Origin of the sequence: Mesorhizobium carmichaelinearum (genome assembly GCF_900199455.1) — a bacterium.
GTDB lineage: Bacteria > Pseudomonadota > Alphaproteobacteria > Rhizobiales > Rhizobiaceae > Mesorhizobium > Mesorhizobium carmichaelinearum.
Genome location: NZ_FZQR01000008.1, coordinates 170,491 through 187,166 on the forward strand (window position 1 = coordinate 170,491; position 16,676 = coordinate 187,166).

Genomic DNA, 16,676 nt, shown 5'->3' on the forward strand with positions numbered 1-16,676 from the left:
TTAAGGATTGAGGTATGGTTGACGCAATGGCGTCATTTGACGGCAATCGGCTCGCGGCGACCGAGGCTTCGCCACGCGCCCTGCCGAAGGATGCCAAGGGGCTGTCGGTTTCCGTTGCCGCGGTCGAGGGGCTCGCGGCCTATGCGGGGTTCTGCCGCTCGGCGCTCCATGCGCCGGCGCAGGGCGCGACCTGGATCCTGAACTGGGCCGCTCAGCTCAAGCCCGATCTCCTCATCGCAACGCTCACGCTCGAAGGCAAGCCGGTCTTCGCCCTGGCGCTTGAGGTCGTCAGCCAGGGCCCGTTTCGGGTCGCCCGTTTCATGGGTGGCCGCCACGCCAATGGCAATTTCGCCGCCGCCGATCCGCAATGGCTGGCCAGGGCGAATAGCGCCGCCGTCCGCTCGGTTCTTGCGGCTATCGCCAGGGCCCGTCCCGACATCGATCTCATCGTGCTGGAACGATTGCTGCCCGATCTCGACGGCATCGCCAATCCGCTCGCATCGCTCGATCACTTCGCCAGCCCCAATCTTTCGCTGGCCGTCGATCTTGCCGGCGGCTTCGATGCGTTGCTGCTGCGCGCCAGCGGCAAGCGCAAACGCAAGAAGCATCGATCGCAGACGCGAAAATTCGAGGCCGTGGGCAGCCACCGGCGCATCGAGGCACGCACACCGGACGAGGTGAACAGGTTGCTCGACGCCTTCTTCGAGATGAAGGAACAGCGCTTTCGCAAGATGGGCATCGCCAACGTCTTCGGCGACGACCAGACACGCGCCTTCTTCCGGGGGCTGTTCACGCAAGCCCTGACTGAGGACAAACCCGCTTTCGTGCTGCATGGGCTGGAGGTCGCCGGCAAGCTGCGCGCCGTCACCGGGTCGAGCCGTTCCGGCAAGCGCCTGATCTGCGAGTTCGGAGCGATTGCCGAGGACGATCTCGCGCACAGCAGTCCCGGCGATTTCCTGTTCTTCGACAACATCCAGGAAGCCTGCGAGACGGGTTTTGCGGTCTATGATTTCTCCGTCGGCGACGAGCCCTACAAGCGGCAGTGGTGCGATCTCGAAACCCGGCATTTCGAGGTGCTGGTCCCGTTGACGCTGAAGGGCCGCGTGCTGGCGCAGACGCTTCGCCAGGGCGCGCGGCTGAAGGCCTTCGTCAAGAACAGCCCGACGATCTGGAAGCTGACCAAGATGCTGCGCCGCAAGGCAGCCGGACAGCCAGCGCCCACGGCTGGCGAGGACGAGAGCTAACTTTCAGAAATTGAGAGCTTCCTTGAGCGCCGGGCCCGCCCTGACGCGCAGATCGAGATCGGCCTCGATATGATCGATGTGGTGCAGCATCAGCCGGCTCGCCCGCTCGCAATCGCTGCTTTCCAGTGCACCGACAATTTCCGTATGCTCACTGTGCCCGCAGGCTGACACGCCAGAGCGCCCATAAAGCGCGATGACCAGCGACGAGCGTGCCACCAGCTCCTCCATGAAGCGCTGCAGGATGGCATTGCCGGCGACGGACGCCAGCAACAAATGGAAATCGCCCGAGGCCTTGATCTCGGAGCGTCGCGCATTCGGGCCGCGCTCGGCGATGAAGCGGCCTTCCTCGTCGAGTTGCGCCCTGAAGGCGACGATGTCGGCGGCGGTGACGCGCCCGCAGGCGGCAATGGCGATGCCGGGCTCGATCAGCCGGCGCGAGGCGAACACCTGGCGTGCTTCCTCAGGCGACGGGTTGGCGACGAACGCGCCGCGGTTGCGCTCGGTGCGCACCAGGCCTTCGAAAGACAGCATCTGCAGGGCCGCGCGGGCGACAGTGCGCGACACGTCGAACAGCGTGCCGACCTCGCCTTCCGACAGTTTGGTGCCCGGCGCCAGCCGGCGATCGACTATGGCGTCGCGCAGCTGATCGCGGATCGCCTGGGCGCGATCCTGCGTGGCGCTGTCGGTGGCGGAATAGATCTGGTCGGCGATGTTCATGGCGATGATGTCCCGCACCCTTCTAACGCGACTCATCCTTCTCGTACGAGAGGCAAAGTGGACACGAAGGCAAAAAAGATTGCATACGATTCTTGTGCAGATCGCGCACAATCGCCCATTATTTGTGCAGTGCACAAGATGGCCCGCCTGATAGGCAATGCCCAGGAATCCTGATTTTTCAGACAATTCAAATGCTTGGCCGGTCGCTCCGATATTGGCACGCATGATGCATTGGTTAATGCGACCAAAAAGGGAAGTCTGAATGTCCAAAGCCGCCGAGATCGACATCGTGTCCGTTTCGAAAGTCTATGGAACGACCACCGCCGTCGAGGACATCAGCCTGAAGATCCCGGCGGGAACCTATTGCTGCCTGCTCGGCCCTTCCGGCTGCGGCAAGACCTCGACGCTGCGCATGATCGCCGGCCATGAAAGCATCTCGTCCGGCGATGTTCGCCTCGGCAACACCGTCGTCACCGACCTGCCGCCGGCCAAGCGCGGCACGGCGATGATGTTCCAGTCCTACGCGCTGTTCCCGCATCTCGACCTCATCGACAATGTCGCCTTCAGCCTGAAGATGAAGGGCGTCGACAAGGGTGAGCGCCGCGCCAAGGCGCTCGACATGCTCAAGCTGATGCAGATGGAGGCCTATGCGACGCGCCGTCCGGCACAGCTCTCCGGCGGCCAGCAGCAGCGCGTCGCGCTCGCTCGCGCCCTGATCACCGACCCGGAAGCGCTGCTGCTCGACGAGCCGCTGTCGGCGCTCGATCCGTTCCTGAAGATCCGCATGCGCGCCGAGCTGAAGAAATTGCAGACCTCGCTCGGCATCACCTTCGTCCACGTCACCCACAGCCAGGAGGAGGCGATGGCGCTTGCCGACCTGATCGTGGTGATGAATGACGGCCGCATCGAACAGGCGGCACCGCCGCGCGACGTGTTCGAGCGGCCGGCCACGGCCTTCGTCGCCCGCTTCATGGGCGACCACAATGTCATCTCCGGCCGGGTCACGGGCAGCCAGGACGGCATGGTCACCTTCGGCGTCAATGGCGGCGGCTCGCTCGCCGCCAGCGGTGCACCGCAGGAAGCGGGCGCGCCGATCGACATCGCCATCCGCACCGACCATGTACGCATCGGCGACGCGCCCTCGCCCGGCCTCGGCTTCACCGGCATCGTCGCCAACATCGAGTATCGCGGCGCCACCGTGAAACTTTCCGTTACCGGTGCCGGCATCGACGATTTCACCGTCATCGTCGACGATTCCGACTTCTTCGCCAAACCCGTCGCCATTGGCGACGCCGTACCGCTCGCCTGGGATCCGCAAGACGCGATCGTCCTCGGCCGCCTTCATTCATGACTCCAACCAAGCAAAACAAGACAGGGGAATAGACATGACAAACACCAAAGAAACCAAGACTGGCATTTCGCGCCGCTCTCTGCTCAAGACAGGTGCCGCCGCCGTCGGCCTCGCCGCCGGCTCGGGCGTCATCACGGGCTTTCCGACCATCTGGGCGCAGTCCAACATCACGCTGCGCCAATTCGGCACCGGCGTGTCGAACCTCAACGCCATCGCCGACAAGTGCAAGGCCGACCTCGGCATCACGTTGGAGATGACGGCGACCGATTCCGACGCCGCCGCCCAGCGCGCCGTGACCCAGCCCGACAGCTACGACATCGCCGATATCGAATACTGGATCTGCAAGAAGGTGTTCCCCACCGGCGTGCTGCAGCCGATGGATGTCAGCAAGCTGAAATATTACGACGAGCTGGTGCCGCTGTTCAAAACCGGCAAACTCACCCCCGACAGCGTGATTGCCCAGGGCACGGCGCCGCACACCGTCGGCTATGTCGAGGCGCAGGACTCCAAGACCTTTGCCAAGGCGCCGACCAACTGGTTCACCATGGTGCCGACCATCTACAACGCCGACACGCTGGGCATCCGCCCCGACCTCGTCGGCCGCGACATCACCACCTGGGCCGACATCATGGACCCGGCCTTCAAGGGCAAGACCGCCATCCTCAACATCCCGTCGATCGGCATCATGGATGCCGCCATGATCATGGAAGCCACCGGCAACATCAAATATGCCGACAAGGGCAACATGACCAAGGACGAGATCGACAAGACGATCGACTTCCTGATCAAGGCCAAGCAGGCCGGCCAGTTCCGCGCCTTCTGGAAGTCCTTCGACGAGAGCGTCAATCTGATGGCGTCGGGTGAAGTGGTCATCCAGTCCATGTGGTCTCCGGCGGTGGCCGCCGTGCGCTCCAAGGGCATCCCTTGCCGCTTCCAGCCGCTCAAGGAAGGTTATCGTTCGTGGGGCGGCGGCCTTGGCCTGGCAGCCCATCTCAAGGGCGCCGAGCTCGACGCTGCCTATGAATACATCAACTGGTACACGTCGGGCTGGGTCGGCGGCTACCTCAACCGCCAGGGTTACTACTCGGCCAATATGGTCTCGGCCAAGAAGTTCATGACCGAGGACGAGTGGGGCTACTGGATCGAGGGCAAGCCGGCCAAGGGCGAGATCAAGGCTCCGGACGGCACGGTCATGGAAAAGGCCGGCGCCGTGCGCGATGGCGGCTCGTTCGAGGAGCGCATGGGCAAGGTCGCCTGCTGGAACTCGGTCATGGACGAGGACCGCTACATGGTGAAGCGCTGGAACGAGTTCATCGCGGCGTAAGGGAACAAGCACCCTCCTCTTCCCCTTCTCCTCGGAGAAGGGGAAGCAGCTTCGCCCGGACAGCAAAACCTGCCCCGAGAGCCTAGATGACAGTCGCGCTCGAACGCCCCACCATCGCCGCCAACCCCACAAGGCGTCGCCGCCGCTTCTCGCTCGGTGCCGTCACGCCCTACCTGCAGTCGGCGCCGCTGGCGCTGATCCTCGGCGCGTTCCTGCTTCTGCCCATCATCATGATCGTCGTCGTGTCCTTCTGGGATTACGACTTCGCCGCCATGTATCCGGACTTTCTCACCACCAACTATTCCGACGTGCTGGGCTCCTGGGTCACCTGGAAGACCTATCTCAACACCATCAAATTCGCCGCCATCGTCTGGGCGCTGACCTTGTTTATCGGCTTCTGGGTCGCCTATTTCCTGGCCTTCCACATCCGCACGACGGCCATGCAGATGGTGCTGTTCCTGGTCTGCACCGTGCCGTTCCTGACCTCCAACATCATCCGCATGATCTCGTGGATCCCGGTGCTCGGCCGCAACGGGCTGATCAACTCGACGCTGGTGCATATGGGTCTGGTGCCAAAGCCCATCGAATGGCTGCTCTATTCCGAATTCGCGGTCGTGCTGGCCATGGTGCATCTCTACACGCTGTTCATGGTGACGCCGATCTTCAACACGCTGATGCGCATCGACCGCTCGTTGGTCGAGGCCGCGCGCGATGCCGGCGCCTCCGGCTGGCAGGTGCTTTGGAACGTCATCATCCCGCTGGCCAAGCCCGGCATGGCGATCGGCACCATCTTTGTCGTCACGCTGGTGATGGCCGATTTCTCCACCGTGCAGGTGATGTCGGGCGGCCAGAGCGCATCCGTTGCACTGATGATGAAGAACCAGATGTCGCTGCTGCAATATCCGGCCGCCGCCGCCAACGCCGTGGTGCTTTTGGTGCTGGTGCTGCTGATGGTCGCCGGCATCCTGCGCATCGTCGACATCCGCCGGGAGCTTTGACGTGAGCCACGAAAAACGCACCCTCGAATTTTACGTGCTCGCCGCCTTCTTCGCGCTGTTCGTGCTGTTCCTCTACGGCCCGCTGTCGGCGATCCTGATCCTCTCCTTCCAGGGCGAGACCGGCGGCCTCACCTTCCCGCTCAACGGCGTGTCGCTGCACTGGTTCGCCAATCTGTTCGAGCGCCAGGCGGTCGGCGATTTCGGCGGCAGCTTCAAGCGCTCGCTGGTGCTGGGCCTGATGGTGATGGTCGTCACCGTCATCGTCTCGCTGCTCGCCGGCCTTGCCTTCCGCCAGAAATTTCGCGGCGCCACCGCACTGTTCTATCTGGCGGTCGCCAGTCTCGTCGTGCCCTCCATCATCATTTCGCTGGGCATCGGCGTCGTCTTCCAGCAGGTGGGCTTGCGCCCGGCCTGGTATACGTCGGCCTTCGGCGCGCATCTGACCTGGACCTTGCCGTTTGGCGTGCTCATCATGTTCGCCGTCTTCAACCGCTTCTCGCCGGCCTATGAGGAAGCCGCGCGCGATCTCGGCGCCACCCCCTGGCAAACCTTCGTCCATGTCGTGCTGCCGATGATCGCGCCGAGCCTGATCGGCGTCGGCCTGTTCGGCTTCACGCTCTCCTATGACGAGTTCGCCCGCACGCTGATGACCTCGGGCACGTTCAACACGCTGCCGCTCGAGATCTATGGCATGACAACCAATGTCACGACGCCGGTGCTCTACGCGCTGGGCACGGTGACCACCGTGTTTTCGTTCCTGGTGATCCTGGCGACGCTGGGTGCCATCCTCTATGTCGGCCGCCGCCGGGCGAGAGCGTGACCGTGCAAATCCTGGTGGTGAACCCCAACACGACGGCCAGCATGACCGAGACCATCGGTGCGGCGGCGCGCGCAGTCGCCGGCGCCTGGACCGAAATCGTCGCCGTGACCTCGTCCACGGGACCAGCCTCGATCGAGGGCTATTATGACGAGGCGCTGGCCGTGCCGGGCCTGCTGATGGAAATCGCCGCCGGCGAACGCGTCGGCGCTCAAGCCGCGGTCATCGCCTGTTTCGACGACACCGGCCTCGATGCCGCGCGGGCCATGGCAAACATCCCCGTCATCGGCATTTGCGAGGCGGCGCTCAGCATGGCCTCCTTCATTGCCCAACGCTTCACCGTCGTAACCACCACCGAACGCTCGCGTGTGCCGGTGGAGGGGCTGGTGCAGCGCTATGGCATGGCGGGACGGGCGCGTGTGCGGGCCGCCGACATTCCGGTGCTGGCACTTGAAGATCCGGCATCGGGCGCGATCGGCAAGCTGCGTGACGAGATCGCCCGCGCCGTCGAGGAAGATCGTGCCGAGGCCATCGTGCTTGGCTGCGCCGGCATGGCCGACCTTGCCCACCAGTTGCAGGCAGATTTCGGACTGCCGGTCATCGACGGTGTCGGCGCCGCGATCAAGCAGGCCGAAGCGCTGATTGCGCTCGGCCTGTCGACATCGAAGCGCGGTGCCTATGCCAGCCCGCTGGCCAAGCCCTATCATGGTATGCTGAAATCGTTCTCGCCCGGAGCTGTCGCCGCGGAGTGAGCACATGAAACCGACCATCCGCACGCTGTCGCTGGGGAAATTGGCCGACCTCATCGACTGGGCGGCGGCGGAGGGCTGGAACCCCGGCCTTGACGATGCGGCGATGTTCCAGGCGGCGGATCCGGAGGGTTTCATCGGTGCCTTTGTCGGCAACGATATGGTCGCCGCGATCTCAGCGGTGGCCTATGGCCAGGATTTCGGTTTCATCGGTCTCTACATCTGCCGTCCGGACATGCGCGGCAAGGGCTACGGCAAGGCGGTTTGGACCGCAGGCATGGACAGGCTGGCCGGGTGCACCATCGGCCTCGACGGCGTCGAAGAGCAGCAGGCCAACTACCGGAGCAAGGGGTTCAAGCCGGTTTACGAGACCATCCGTTACAGCGGACGCCCTGCGACGCTGCCTGTTGGCGCCGAGCGGCCTCGCCTGGTGAGTGCGCAGCCGGTGCCCGACATCATCGGATATGACGCGCTTTGCTTTCCCGCGCCCCGGCGCTCTTTCCTGCAGCGATGGCTGCGGCCGCCTCACCATGCCCTGGCAGCGATCACATCGCGGGGAACGGCCGGCTATGCGGTGGCGCGAGCCTGCCGCAGCGGCTTCAAGATCGGCCCGCTCTTCGCCGACAACGTCCAGACCGCGCTCGATTTGCTCGGGGCGCTGGCAAGCGCATGCGAGGGTGGCGAACTGAATATCGACGTCCCGGCCACCCAGGTGGATTTCATCGCAGCGCTCGAGGCGGCGGGTTTCGCACCGACCTTCAGCACCACCCGCATGTACAAAGGGCCCCCGCCAAAGCTCGACGCCGAGAAAATATTCGGCGTGACGACGCTGGAGCTGGGATAGGCCGAGGGCTCGGCCGTCAGGCCGCGGAGCGCCGGCCCGGCGTGCCCGGCGGTTCGTGGCCAAGCGGTGTCACCAGCGTCAGGTCGGGGTAACCGCTCTCGATCAGCTTGACGGCAGCCTTGGTCACCTCGTCGTCCGGCTCGAGCACGGACAGGAACACTTCGGTGGCATCGCCACCCAGGCGGCTGATGCCTTGCGCATCGGCCGGCCCGCATTCGACCACCACCAGATCATAGGCGGTGGTCAGCGACTGCATGATGATCGGCAGCCGATCGGCGGCGCGCATGGCGCGAACCGGATCGGCGGTGCCGACAGGAATGACATGGCAGTCGGAATAGAGATCGGCATGGATCACGTCGCTGAACTGCGCCTGCGAAGCGAGCAGATCGGTGATCCCCGGGAAAAGCCCGCTGTCCAGCATCGGCCGCGAAGCAGCCCCTGAGGCGGTGAGGTCGAGCAGCAGCACGCGCAGGCCGGCGTCGGACACTTCGCGTGCCACCAGGATCGCCGACGCGGCTGCCTCGTCGCCTTCGGGCGAAACGAATATGGCGCGGGCGGCGCCGCTGGCGATCAGCTTTTCCGCGGCCTTCTCGATGTCGATCTCGCCGAGCACCGAGCGCGGCCGCTCGGCCTCTATAACGGGCTCCGGCTCGGTCACGGATTCGGCTTCTGCGACAGGCTCAGCCTTGGCGGCCGGCTCGGGCTCGGCAACGGGCAGCGGCTGCACCACCATCTCCGGCTCCGTCACCGTTTCGGGCCATGACGCCCCAGCGGCACGACTGGCAAACTCGCTGGCGATGGCCGGCTCCAGGCGGACGGATGGCTCCGGAGCTGCCTGCTCCCGGTAGGCAGTCGGCGGCATCGCCACTTCGTCGATCGGGGCAAAACGGGCGCCCGGGGCCGGGCGCATGGCGCGACCCGAGAAGAGCTCCTTGAGCAGCGTGAATATGGCCGCCAGCAGCAGCGAAGCCGCCGCAGCCGCGCCAACGATCGGCCCGACCTTGGGGAAGTATGGCTCGGAGGGCACCGAGGCCGGTGAGGAGACGCGGGCGTCGACCGGCACATAGTTGCGGTCCTGACGCGAAGCTGCCTCGCGGTAGTTGGTCAGATAGAGCTCGAGCTGCTGGCGCTTGGCGGCGGCATCGCGCTGCAGCGCGTCGAGACCGACCTGCTCATTGCCTGCCTGTGCCGACGCTGCCTTCAGTTGATTGACGTCGGAGATGAGCTGGCTTTCGCGCGCCTTGGCTGCATCGGCCTGCATCACCAGGCCCTTCATGATCTTCTGGGCTTCGCTGCGGATCTGCGCGTCGAGATCGGCGAGCTGTGACTTCGCGGCGCGAACGCGCGGATGGTTGTCGAGCATCGTCGTCGACAGGTCGGCGATGGTGGCGCGCAACTCGACCTGCCGCTCCCGCAAACGCTGGATCAGGTCGGACGACAGCACTTCCGGCAGCGAATCCAGCGAGCCGCCATTCTGCAGCGCCTTGCGCACGTTGTCGGCGGTGCCTTCTGCCGCGGCGCGGTTGGCCCGCACCCGCGACAATTCGGTCGACAGCTCGGCCAGCTGCTGGGTGGCCAGGGTGGCATTGTTGCCGCCCATCAACAGGTCGGATTGGCCACGGTAGGCCGCGACCTTGGCCTCGGCATCCCTGACCTGTTTCGACAGGTCGGCGATCTCGGGCGCCAGAAAATCCGCGGCGGCGGTGTTCGATTCGCTCTTGGCCGCGCCCTGCCCGGCAATATAGGCAGCGGCAATGGCGTCGGGGATGGCGGCGGCGAGCTTGGGATCCTCGGACGAGAACTCGATGGCGATGATGCGGGTCTTTTCAACGCCGAAGACGTTGAGCTTCTCGCGCATCTTCTTCAACACGCGCTCGTCGGCCGGAACATCCATCGGGTCGTTCTTCAGCCCAAGCAGGATCAGCACGCGGCTCAGCGACGACATGTTGATCGTTTCGTCGAACTCAGGCAGTCGCCCCAGGCCGAGCTTCTGCGCCACCTGTTTGAGGATTTCGTTGGACGAAATGATCTGGACCTGGGTGGCGACGCCTTGCTCGTCGAGGATCGGCTTGTCGCCGTCATTGTTGCTGCCAGCCGGACGGGTGTAGACGGATTCGCGCGGGGCGATTTCCACCTGCGTCTGAGCCTTGTAGTGCTTGGTCGCGAACGAAGCGAAGGCAAACGCCAGACCCGTCACCACCAGGACGAAGAGCAATATGCGCAGCCAGTTCCTCGCCAGGCTGGCGAAGAGCTGCCTGAGGTCAACGTCGACATCTGCGGCCGCGGACTGAACGGACATGCATCCCTACTCCGAACTGAGTCAGGATGGACCGTAAACAACTATGGTAACTCAGCCGTTAAGATCGCGGTAATACCCCGTTAGGGATTACTGCAAACGTCCAAGAAAATCGATAAAAGTGGCAAAACCCTTGCTGGCGCGAGCGGTATTGGCCGGCGCCTTTACCGGCCATTAACCCTAACAGGATGATAACGAACCCGATCCCAGATGTTTGCTGCGACGCCGCAGCGGCCAGTCGAAGGTACGTATCCGGTCATGAAAAGCACTGCTTCCCTCTTTCACGCTCTGCTTGCCGTATCGATGCTCGCCGGCTGCTCCAGTTACCGGCCGACGCCGGCCGCCTTCCACGAGGTTCTCGATCAACCCTATCGTCTCGGCGCCGGCGACCGCATCCGCGTCACCGTGTTCGAGCAGGACGGGCTGACCAACACCTACAGTGTCGACCAGTCCGGTTACCTCTCCTTCCCGCTCGTCGGCGCCATTCCGGCGCGTGGCCACACCGCGCAGCAGATGGAAAAGGAGATCGCCGACAAATTGCGGCAAGGCTATCTGCGCGACCCCGACGTCTCGGTCGAGATCGATCGCTACCGGCCGATCTTCGTCATGGGCGAAGTGGGGGCTGCCGGCCAGTATTCCTACGTGCCCGGCCTGACCGTCCAGAAGGCCATCGCCATTGCCGGCGGCTTCTCGCCACGCGCCAACCAGGAAAGCGTCGACATCACCCGCGACATCAACGGCAAGGTGATGACCGGCCGCGTGGTCACGTCCGATCCGCTGCTGCCCGGAGATACCGTCTACGTCCGCGAACGCCTGTTCTGACAGACACCACGTGGCGGACAAGCTCAGGATCGTCCACTGCTTTCGTTCACCGGTCGGAGGAATTTTCCGGCATGTGCGCGACCTGACGGAGGCGCAGGTTGCTGCCGGTCATGTGGTCGGCATCGTCTGCGATTCGACCACCGGTGGCGAATTCGAGGAGCACCTGTTCGAGCAGATGAAGGACATGCTGGCGCTCGGCATCCATCGCACGCCAATGCAGCGCCATGTCGGCCCGGGCGATCTCGCCTCGGCCCGGCGCACCTACAGGATCATCAAGGAATTGCGGCCGGACGTGTTGCACGGGCACGGCGCCAAGGGTGGCGCCTATGCCCGTCTGTTCGGCTCATTGTTGCGGGTATCAAGGTCTCGCGTAGCCCGCCTTTATTCGCCGCATGGCGGCTCCCTCCACTATGACGAAACGACAGCCACGGGGAAGCTGTTCTTCGCGCTGGAGCGCTCCATGGCGCGCTTCACCGATTGCCTGCTGTTCGTCTCGGACTACGAGCGGCGGACCTATCGCCGGAAGGTGGGCGAGCCGCCGATCCCCAACATTCTGGTCTACAACGGACTGCGCGCCGCCGAATTCGAATCGGTCATCGTCGGACCCGATGCGGCGGATCTGCTCTATATCGGCATGATGCGGGACCTGAAGGGACCCGACATCTTCATCGACGCCCTGGCCGCCGCCGGTCCCCGGCTTGGCCGCGCGCTGACCGCGGTGATGGTCGGCGATGGTGACGACCTGCCGCGCTACCACACGCAAGTGGAGCGCCTGGGACTGCAAGGCCATGTCCGCTTCCTGCCGCCGATGCCGGCCCGGGAAGCCTTCGCGCTGGCGGCGCTGGTGGTCGTTCCATCCCGCGCGGAAGCCATGCCCTATGTCGTGCTGGAGACGCTTGCCGCAGCGAGACCCATGATCGCCACCGCCGTCGGCGGCATACCGGAGATCTTTGGTTCCGACTCCCCTGCATTGATCCGGCCCGATCCGGCCGAACTCGCCGACAAGATAAGCGAGGCGCTGGCCGACCTTGCCGCCTACGGCAGGCTGATGCCCGATGGCGCCGGCCTCAGGGCGCGCTTCGGCGCCGACGTCATGGCCGCCGAAATCGAGAAGGCCTATTTCGCCGCGCTCGGCAGGTAACGCCCAGCCCTTCCAAAGCCACGCGTTGTTTCAAGGGTTTCTTAGCTCTCTTTTGCTATTGACCGAGGGAAGCTTGCGGAAAGCCCAATGAACGAGATCGACCCCGCGCGCCGCTTTTCACCTGAAGCGGTGCGTAAATTCGACGGCCCGACCGATGGCGATGCGCCCGGCGGCATGAACGACGTTGCCCGGCAGGTCGCATCGCAATACCGGCGCGATACGATGTCGCCGATCATGGTCAGCGGCGTCCTGCGCATGGTCGAATTCGGGGTGCTGTTCCTTTCGGGGCTCTGCGTCTATTTCTACTTTGTCGGTTTCTTCAACTATCTCGCCTGGCAATATCCGGTGACGATCGCCGCCGCGTCATTCCTCGCCGTAGTGCTGCTCGATGTCACCGACTGCTATCAGGTCGTTTCGCTGATGCGGCCGATCGCCAATTTCGGCCGCATCCTGCTGGTCTGGGCCGGCGCTTTCGCGCTGATGGCGTTGACGGCCTTCGCCACGAAGATGTCGGAAGACTATTCGCGGCTTTTGTTCGGCACCTGGTTCGTCGTCGGTTTCGTTCTCCTCTTCAGCCTCAGGCTGGTGATGTCGAGGCTGATCCGGCGCTGGGCACGCGACGGCCGCATGGAGCGGCGCGCCGTCATCGTCGGCGGCGGCAAGGCGGCGGAAATCCTGATCCGCTCGGTCGAGAAGCAGCCCTACAACGACATCCGCATCTGCGGCATCTTCGATGACCGCTCCGACAAGCGCTCGCCGCCGATCGTCGCCGGCTATCCCAAGCTCGGCACCATTTCGGAACTGATCGAATTCGCCCGCATCGCCCGCATCGACATGCTGATCGTGTCGCTGCCGCTGACCGCCGAGACGCGCGTGCTGCAGCTGTTGAAGAAGCTCTGGGTGCTGCCGGTCGACATCCGGCTCTCGGCGCATTCCAACGCGCTGCAGTTCCGGCCGCGCGCCTATTCCTTCATCGGCTCGGTGCCGATGCTCGACATTTTCGACAAGCCGATCAACGACTGGGATTCGGTCGCCAAGCGCGCCTTCGACATCATTTTCTCGCTGATCGGCATCATCGTCTTCTTGCCGGTGATGCTGGCGACCGCGATCGCCATAAAACTCGACAGCAAGGGACCGGTGCTGTTCAAGCAGAAGCGGCACGGCTTCAACAACGAGATCATCGAGGTCTACAAGTTCCGCTCGATGTACACCGACCGGTCGGATCCGACCGCCAAGCAGACGGTGACCAAGAACGATCCGCGCGTCACCCGCGTCGGCCGCTTCATCCGCAAGACCTCGATCGACGAACTGCCGCAATTCGTCAATTCGCTGCTGGGCACTCTGTCGCTGATCGGCCCGCGCCCGCATGCGATCGCCGCGCAGTCGCACAACCTCCTCTACAACGAGGTGGTCGACGGCTATTTCGCCCGCCACAAGGTCAAGCCCGGCGTCACCGGCTGGGCGCAGATCAATGGCTGGCGCGGCGAGATGGACACCAACGAGAAGATCCGCATGCGGACGGAGTACGACCTCTACTACATCGAGAACTGGTCGCTGCTGTTCGATCTCAGGATCCTGTTCCTGACGCCGATCCGGCTGCTCAACACGGAAAACGCCTATTGAGCGCGATTTCCCATGAGCTGCCGCAGGCCGCGGTCAACGCCAAGCTGATCGCACTGATTTCTTCCGCTGCGGTGGTGGTCGGCATCCTTCTGTCCGGTTTCGTCATCAGCGAGCCGGCGCCTTACGAAATCTACATGGCCGGGTTGATCGCCATCTGGGCGCTCTTCGGCCTGCGGATTTCCCGCGCGGCCATGCCGCTGCTGGTGCTGCTGGTGACGATGAACATCGGCGGCATGATCTCGATGACGCAGATGGCGGACCTCGCCTTCACACCGCTCTATCTCTCCGTGTCGCTGTTTCTCGCCTTCAGCGCGGTGTTCTTCGCCTCCGTCACCGCCACGCAGCCAGGCCTCTACCGGCTGATCTTCAATGCCTATGTCGTCTCGGCGGTGGCGACGTCGCTGCTTGGCATAGCCGGCTATTTCCACGCCTTCCCCGGCGCCGAGATGTTCACCAAATACGACCGCGCCGCCGGCGCCTTCCAGGACCCGAACGTTTTTGGACCATTCCTGGTGCTGCCCGGCATCTATCTGCTCTATCTCATCCTGACCGGTTCGATCGCGCGCATGCCGCTGCTGGCGGTGCCGCTGCTGATCATCACATTGGGCATCTTCTTCTCCTTCTCGCGCGGCGCCTGGGGCATGTTCGCCGTCTCTGCCGTGCTGCTCACCGGCTGCCTGTTCCTGCAGAGCGCCAGCGGCAAGTTCCGGCTGCGCGTGGTGATCATGACCATCGCCGCGCTGTCCTTGCTGACGATCGCCATCATCGTCATCCTGCAACTGCCCGGCGTGTCGGAGATGTTCTCCAGCCGCGCGCATCTCGAACAGAGCTATGACACCGCTCGCCTCGGCCGCTTCGCCCGCTACGCAATCGGCTTCCAGATGGCGATGGAGCGTCCGTTCGGCATCGGGCCGCTGGTCTTCGGCAAGATGTTCGGCGAGGACACGCACGACATCTGGCTGAAAATGCTGATGGACTATGGCTGGCTCGGCTTCGTCTCGTTCCTGACGCTTGTGCTGTGGACCATAGGCGCCGGGTTCCGCATCCTGCTGCGCGACCGGCCATGGCAGCCCTATCTCCTGTGCGCCTATGTCGCCTTCATCGGCAATATCGGGCTCGGCACCTTCATCGATATCGACCACTGGCGCCATGTGTATCTGCTGCTCGGGCTGATCTGGGGTGCTATCGCGCTGGAATACCGCCATCAGCGGCTGTTACGACCGGCATTTCCAGGCGTGTCGGCGATCGCATCCACACCCGCGTAATAAACGCCGAATTTCGGTTGACCCGGGCGGGGTTATCACGATACATCGCGACCGGTCCGGAGTGTAGCGCAGCCCGGTAGCGCACTTGACTGGGGGTCAAGGGGTCGTCGGTTCGAATCCGGCCACTCCGACCAACAAAAACAAAGAGTTAGCCGTTTCCCCCAGAGGTGGCTACAAAATTTATAGCCACCTTGTAGCCAGCGAGCCGCGCGAGGCGATTTCCAGAGCAGTCGCTCCACAGCCTCGGAACCTTCCCTAGTTCGACAGGTTCAGGCTTGGTGGCGGCGGAACATTTGTTTGTCCCTCAACAGCGATGTCGGGTCTCGTACCCTAATTCGCCGTCACACTTCACAAAAAGAAAAGCCCGCATGCGGCGCCTAGAGCGGAGTCCCAAATGGGCGGCTTTAAGCCTTGGCATGATGCTATACACGACCATGAGGTCGAATGTTTCGCTTCGGAGAACGGTTTGACAGCGGATCTGGTCTGGGAGTTGATCCTAAAACACGGCAACAGCCGCGAGGCCGTGATCAGAGCTGCGCAGGGTTTAGAACGCGGTGCCAGGCAACACGGCCGATCAGCCCCCCTACTCCCCTGTGGAGCCGACGCCGCCCCTGACGATGAGCGTGGGTCGACGAAAGCAATAGCCGGCTTCTGCGACTATCGCCTTCTGGCGACCACTAAGAAATTCTGAGCAAAGCGTGCTGGGACACCAGCTCGCCGGCATATCGTGTCAACAGGACCGACCAACATTTCGCAAAGCCTTGGTAGCAGCCACCCGGGCCGCGGCAAAAACCCATAGCCGATGACCCGTTCGACGACAAACCCGTTGGAAGCGAGCATCTGGCGATATGCGTGGATGCTCAAGGTACTGCGAACCACGCGCCCCTGAAATCGGTTGAGAAAGCGGCAGACCAGCCCCGCCGGCGAGGTTGCGTTCATGTGGATGTTGGAAACCAGCAACCCTCCGTCGTTCAAATGCTCATGAATGGCCGACAGTGCGTCCCGCCTAAGAGTGTCTTCAGCGTTCAAGAAGAATCGAAAAGCTGTAACCACGTCGAATCTTCTGGAAAGGGGGGCAACCGTCAGATCGGCTTTCACCAACTTGACGTTGCCCGGAACCCGCGCGCAAGCAAGCATGGATTGAGAGACGTCGACACCAACGACCTCACCAAACAATGGGCCTGCAACAGTTGTGACGCGGCCCGTGCCGCACGCGAAGTCGAGGCAGCTGCGACCCGGCCCGCCAAGAGGCCTGAGAATGCCTTCCACCAGGGGGCGTTCGATACGCAACCACAAGGCAGCATAGTAGCCGGAACAGAAGGTTTTGGTGTAATCGGTGCCGTAGCCTGGGGTCTGATGGCTCGATCGGTAATCGCTATAAGCGCTCCCCTCGAATGACCGCTCGGTCAACACATCACCTCGAGAACCGCCCATCACAACAACCTCCATTCTGGGCTTGCCAATAGATTTCACACGTCCTGATCG

General features: G+C 63.5%; 14 protein-coding genes and 1 tRNA gene. 12 read left to right on the forward strand and 3 right to left on the reverse strand.

All coding sequences use genetic code 11. The features are described from left to right. Positions 1 to 14: 14 nt before the first annotated feature. Entirely contained in the window at positions 15 to 1,244 is a 1,230-nt protein-coding gene (locus CKW40_RS19885; protein ID WP_095201557.1) for a GNAT family N-acetyltransferase, read from the forward strand. Between the two features lie 3 nt (positions 1,245 to 1,247). Here the strand turns inward: CKW40_RS19885 and CKW40_RS19890 are convergent, their stop codons facing one another. Beyond that, positions 1,248 to 1,961: a GntR family transcriptional regulator gene (locus CKW40_RS19890; RefSeq protein WP_095201705.1), complete on the reverse strand. Its 714-nt coding sequence runs from the start codon at positions 1,959 to 1,961 to the stop codon at positions 1,248 to 1,250. Positions 1,962 to 2,223: 262 nt separating this feature from the next. On the opposite strand from CKW40_RS19890, the gene CKW40_RS19895 reads away from it, so the two are divergent. The 6 genes from CKW40_RS19895 to CKW40_RS19920 all read left to right on the forward strand — a co-directional run bounded on the left by CKW40_RS19895 (position 2,224) and on the right by CKW40_RS19920 (position 8,044). Then, entirely contained in the window at positions 2,224 to 3,312 is a 1,089-nt protein-coding gene (locus tag CKW40_RS19895) for an ABC transporter ATP-binding protein (RefSeq protein WP_095201558.1), read from the forward strand. 34 nt (positions 3,313 to 3,346) lie between these two features. Further along, a complete protein-coding gene (locus CKW40_RS19900; RefSeq protein WP_095201559.1) occupies positions 3,347 to 4,636 on the forward strand; it encodes an ABC transporter substrate-binding protein in 1,290 nt (429 codons plus the stop codon). Positions 4,637 to 4,722: 86 nt separating this feature from the next. After that, complete coding sequence (locus CKW40_RS19905) at positions 4,723 to 5,634, forward strand: ABC transporter permease (RefSeq protein WP_095201560.1); 912 nt, start codon at positions 4,723 to 4,725, stop codon at positions 5,632 to 5,634. 1 nt (position 5,635) lies between these two features. Continuing rightward, positions 5,636 to 6,454, forward strand: a complete 819-nt coding sequence (locus CKW40_RS19910; protein WP_095201561.1) for an ABC transporter permease — start codon at positions 5,636 to 5,638, stop codon at positions 6,452 to 6,454. A gap of 2 nt (positions 6,455 to 6,456) precedes the next feature. Further along, positions 6,457 to 7,203: an aspartate/glutamate racemase family protein gene (locus tag CKW40_RS19915; RefSeq protein ID WP_179298046.1), complete on the forward strand. Its 747-nt coding sequence runs from the start codon at positions 6,457 to 6,459 to the stop codon at positions 7,201 to 7,203. Between the two features lie 4 nt (positions 7,204 to 7,207). Beyond that, a complete protein-coding gene (locus CKW40_RS19920) occupies positions 7,208 to 8,044 on the forward strand; it encodes a GNAT family N-acetyltransferase (protein ID WP_095201563.1) in 837 nt (278 codons plus the stop codon). Between the two features lie 16 nt (positions 8,045 to 8,060). Here CKW40_RS19920 and CKW40_RS19925 read toward each other — a convergent pair whose 3' ends face one another. Further along, positions 8,061 to 10,343 carry a GumC family protein gene (locus CKW40_RS19925; RefSeq protein WP_095201564.1) on the reverse strand — a complete coding sequence of 761 codons (2,283 nt, stop codon included), beginning with the start codon at positions 10,341 to 10,343 and terminating at the stop codon, positions 8,061 to 8,063. A gap of 255 nt (positions 10,344 to 10,598) precedes the next feature. On the opposite strand from CKW40_RS19925, the gene CKW40_RS19930 reads away from it, so the two are divergent. From CKW40_RS19930 to CKW40_RS19950, 5 genes are all read left to right on the forward strand, one after another. Beyond that, a complete protein-coding gene (locus CKW40_RS19930) occupies positions 10,599 to 11,162 on the forward strand; it encodes a polysaccharide biosynthesis/export family protein (protein ID WP_095201706.1) in 564 nt (187 codons plus the stop codon). Between the two features lie 10 nt (positions 11,163 to 11,172). After that, the gene (locus CKW40_RS19935; protein WP_095201565.1) at positions 11,173 to 12,303 is read left to right on the forward strand and encodes a glycosyltransferase family 4 protein; all 1,131 of its coding nucleotides are present in this window, start codon (positions 11,173 to 11,175) and stop codon (positions 12,301 to 12,303) included. Between the two features lie 87 nt (positions 12,304 to 12,390). Continuing rightward, entirely contained in the window at positions 12,391 to 13,926 is a 1,536-nt protein-coding gene (locus CKW40_RS19940; protein ID WP_095201566.1) for an undecaprenyl-phosphate glucose phosphotransferase, read from the forward strand. Further along, positions 13,923 to 15,191, forward strand: a complete 1,269-nt coding sequence (locus CKW40_RS19945; protein ID WP_095201567.1) for an O-antigen ligase family protein — start codon at positions 13,923 to 13,925, stop codon at positions 15,189 to 15,191. The genes CKW40_RS19940 and CKW40_RS19945 overlap by 4 nt, the downstream gene beginning before the upstream one ends. Positions 15,192 to 15,248: 57 nt before the next feature. Beyond that, a tRNA-Pro gene (locus CKW40_RS19950) sits at positions 15,249 to 15,325 on the forward strand. A gap of 523 nt (positions 15,326 to 15,848) precedes the next feature. Here CKW40_RS19950 and CKW40_RS19955 read toward each other — a convergent pair. Continuing rightward, positions 15,849 to 16,640: a class I SAM-dependent DNA methyltransferase gene (locus CKW40_RS19955; protein ID WP_244571224.1), complete on the reverse strand. Its 792-nt coding sequence runs from the start codon at positions 16,638 to 16,640 to the stop codon at positions 15,849 to 15,851. Positions 16,641 to 16,676 lie beyond the last annotated feature (36 nt).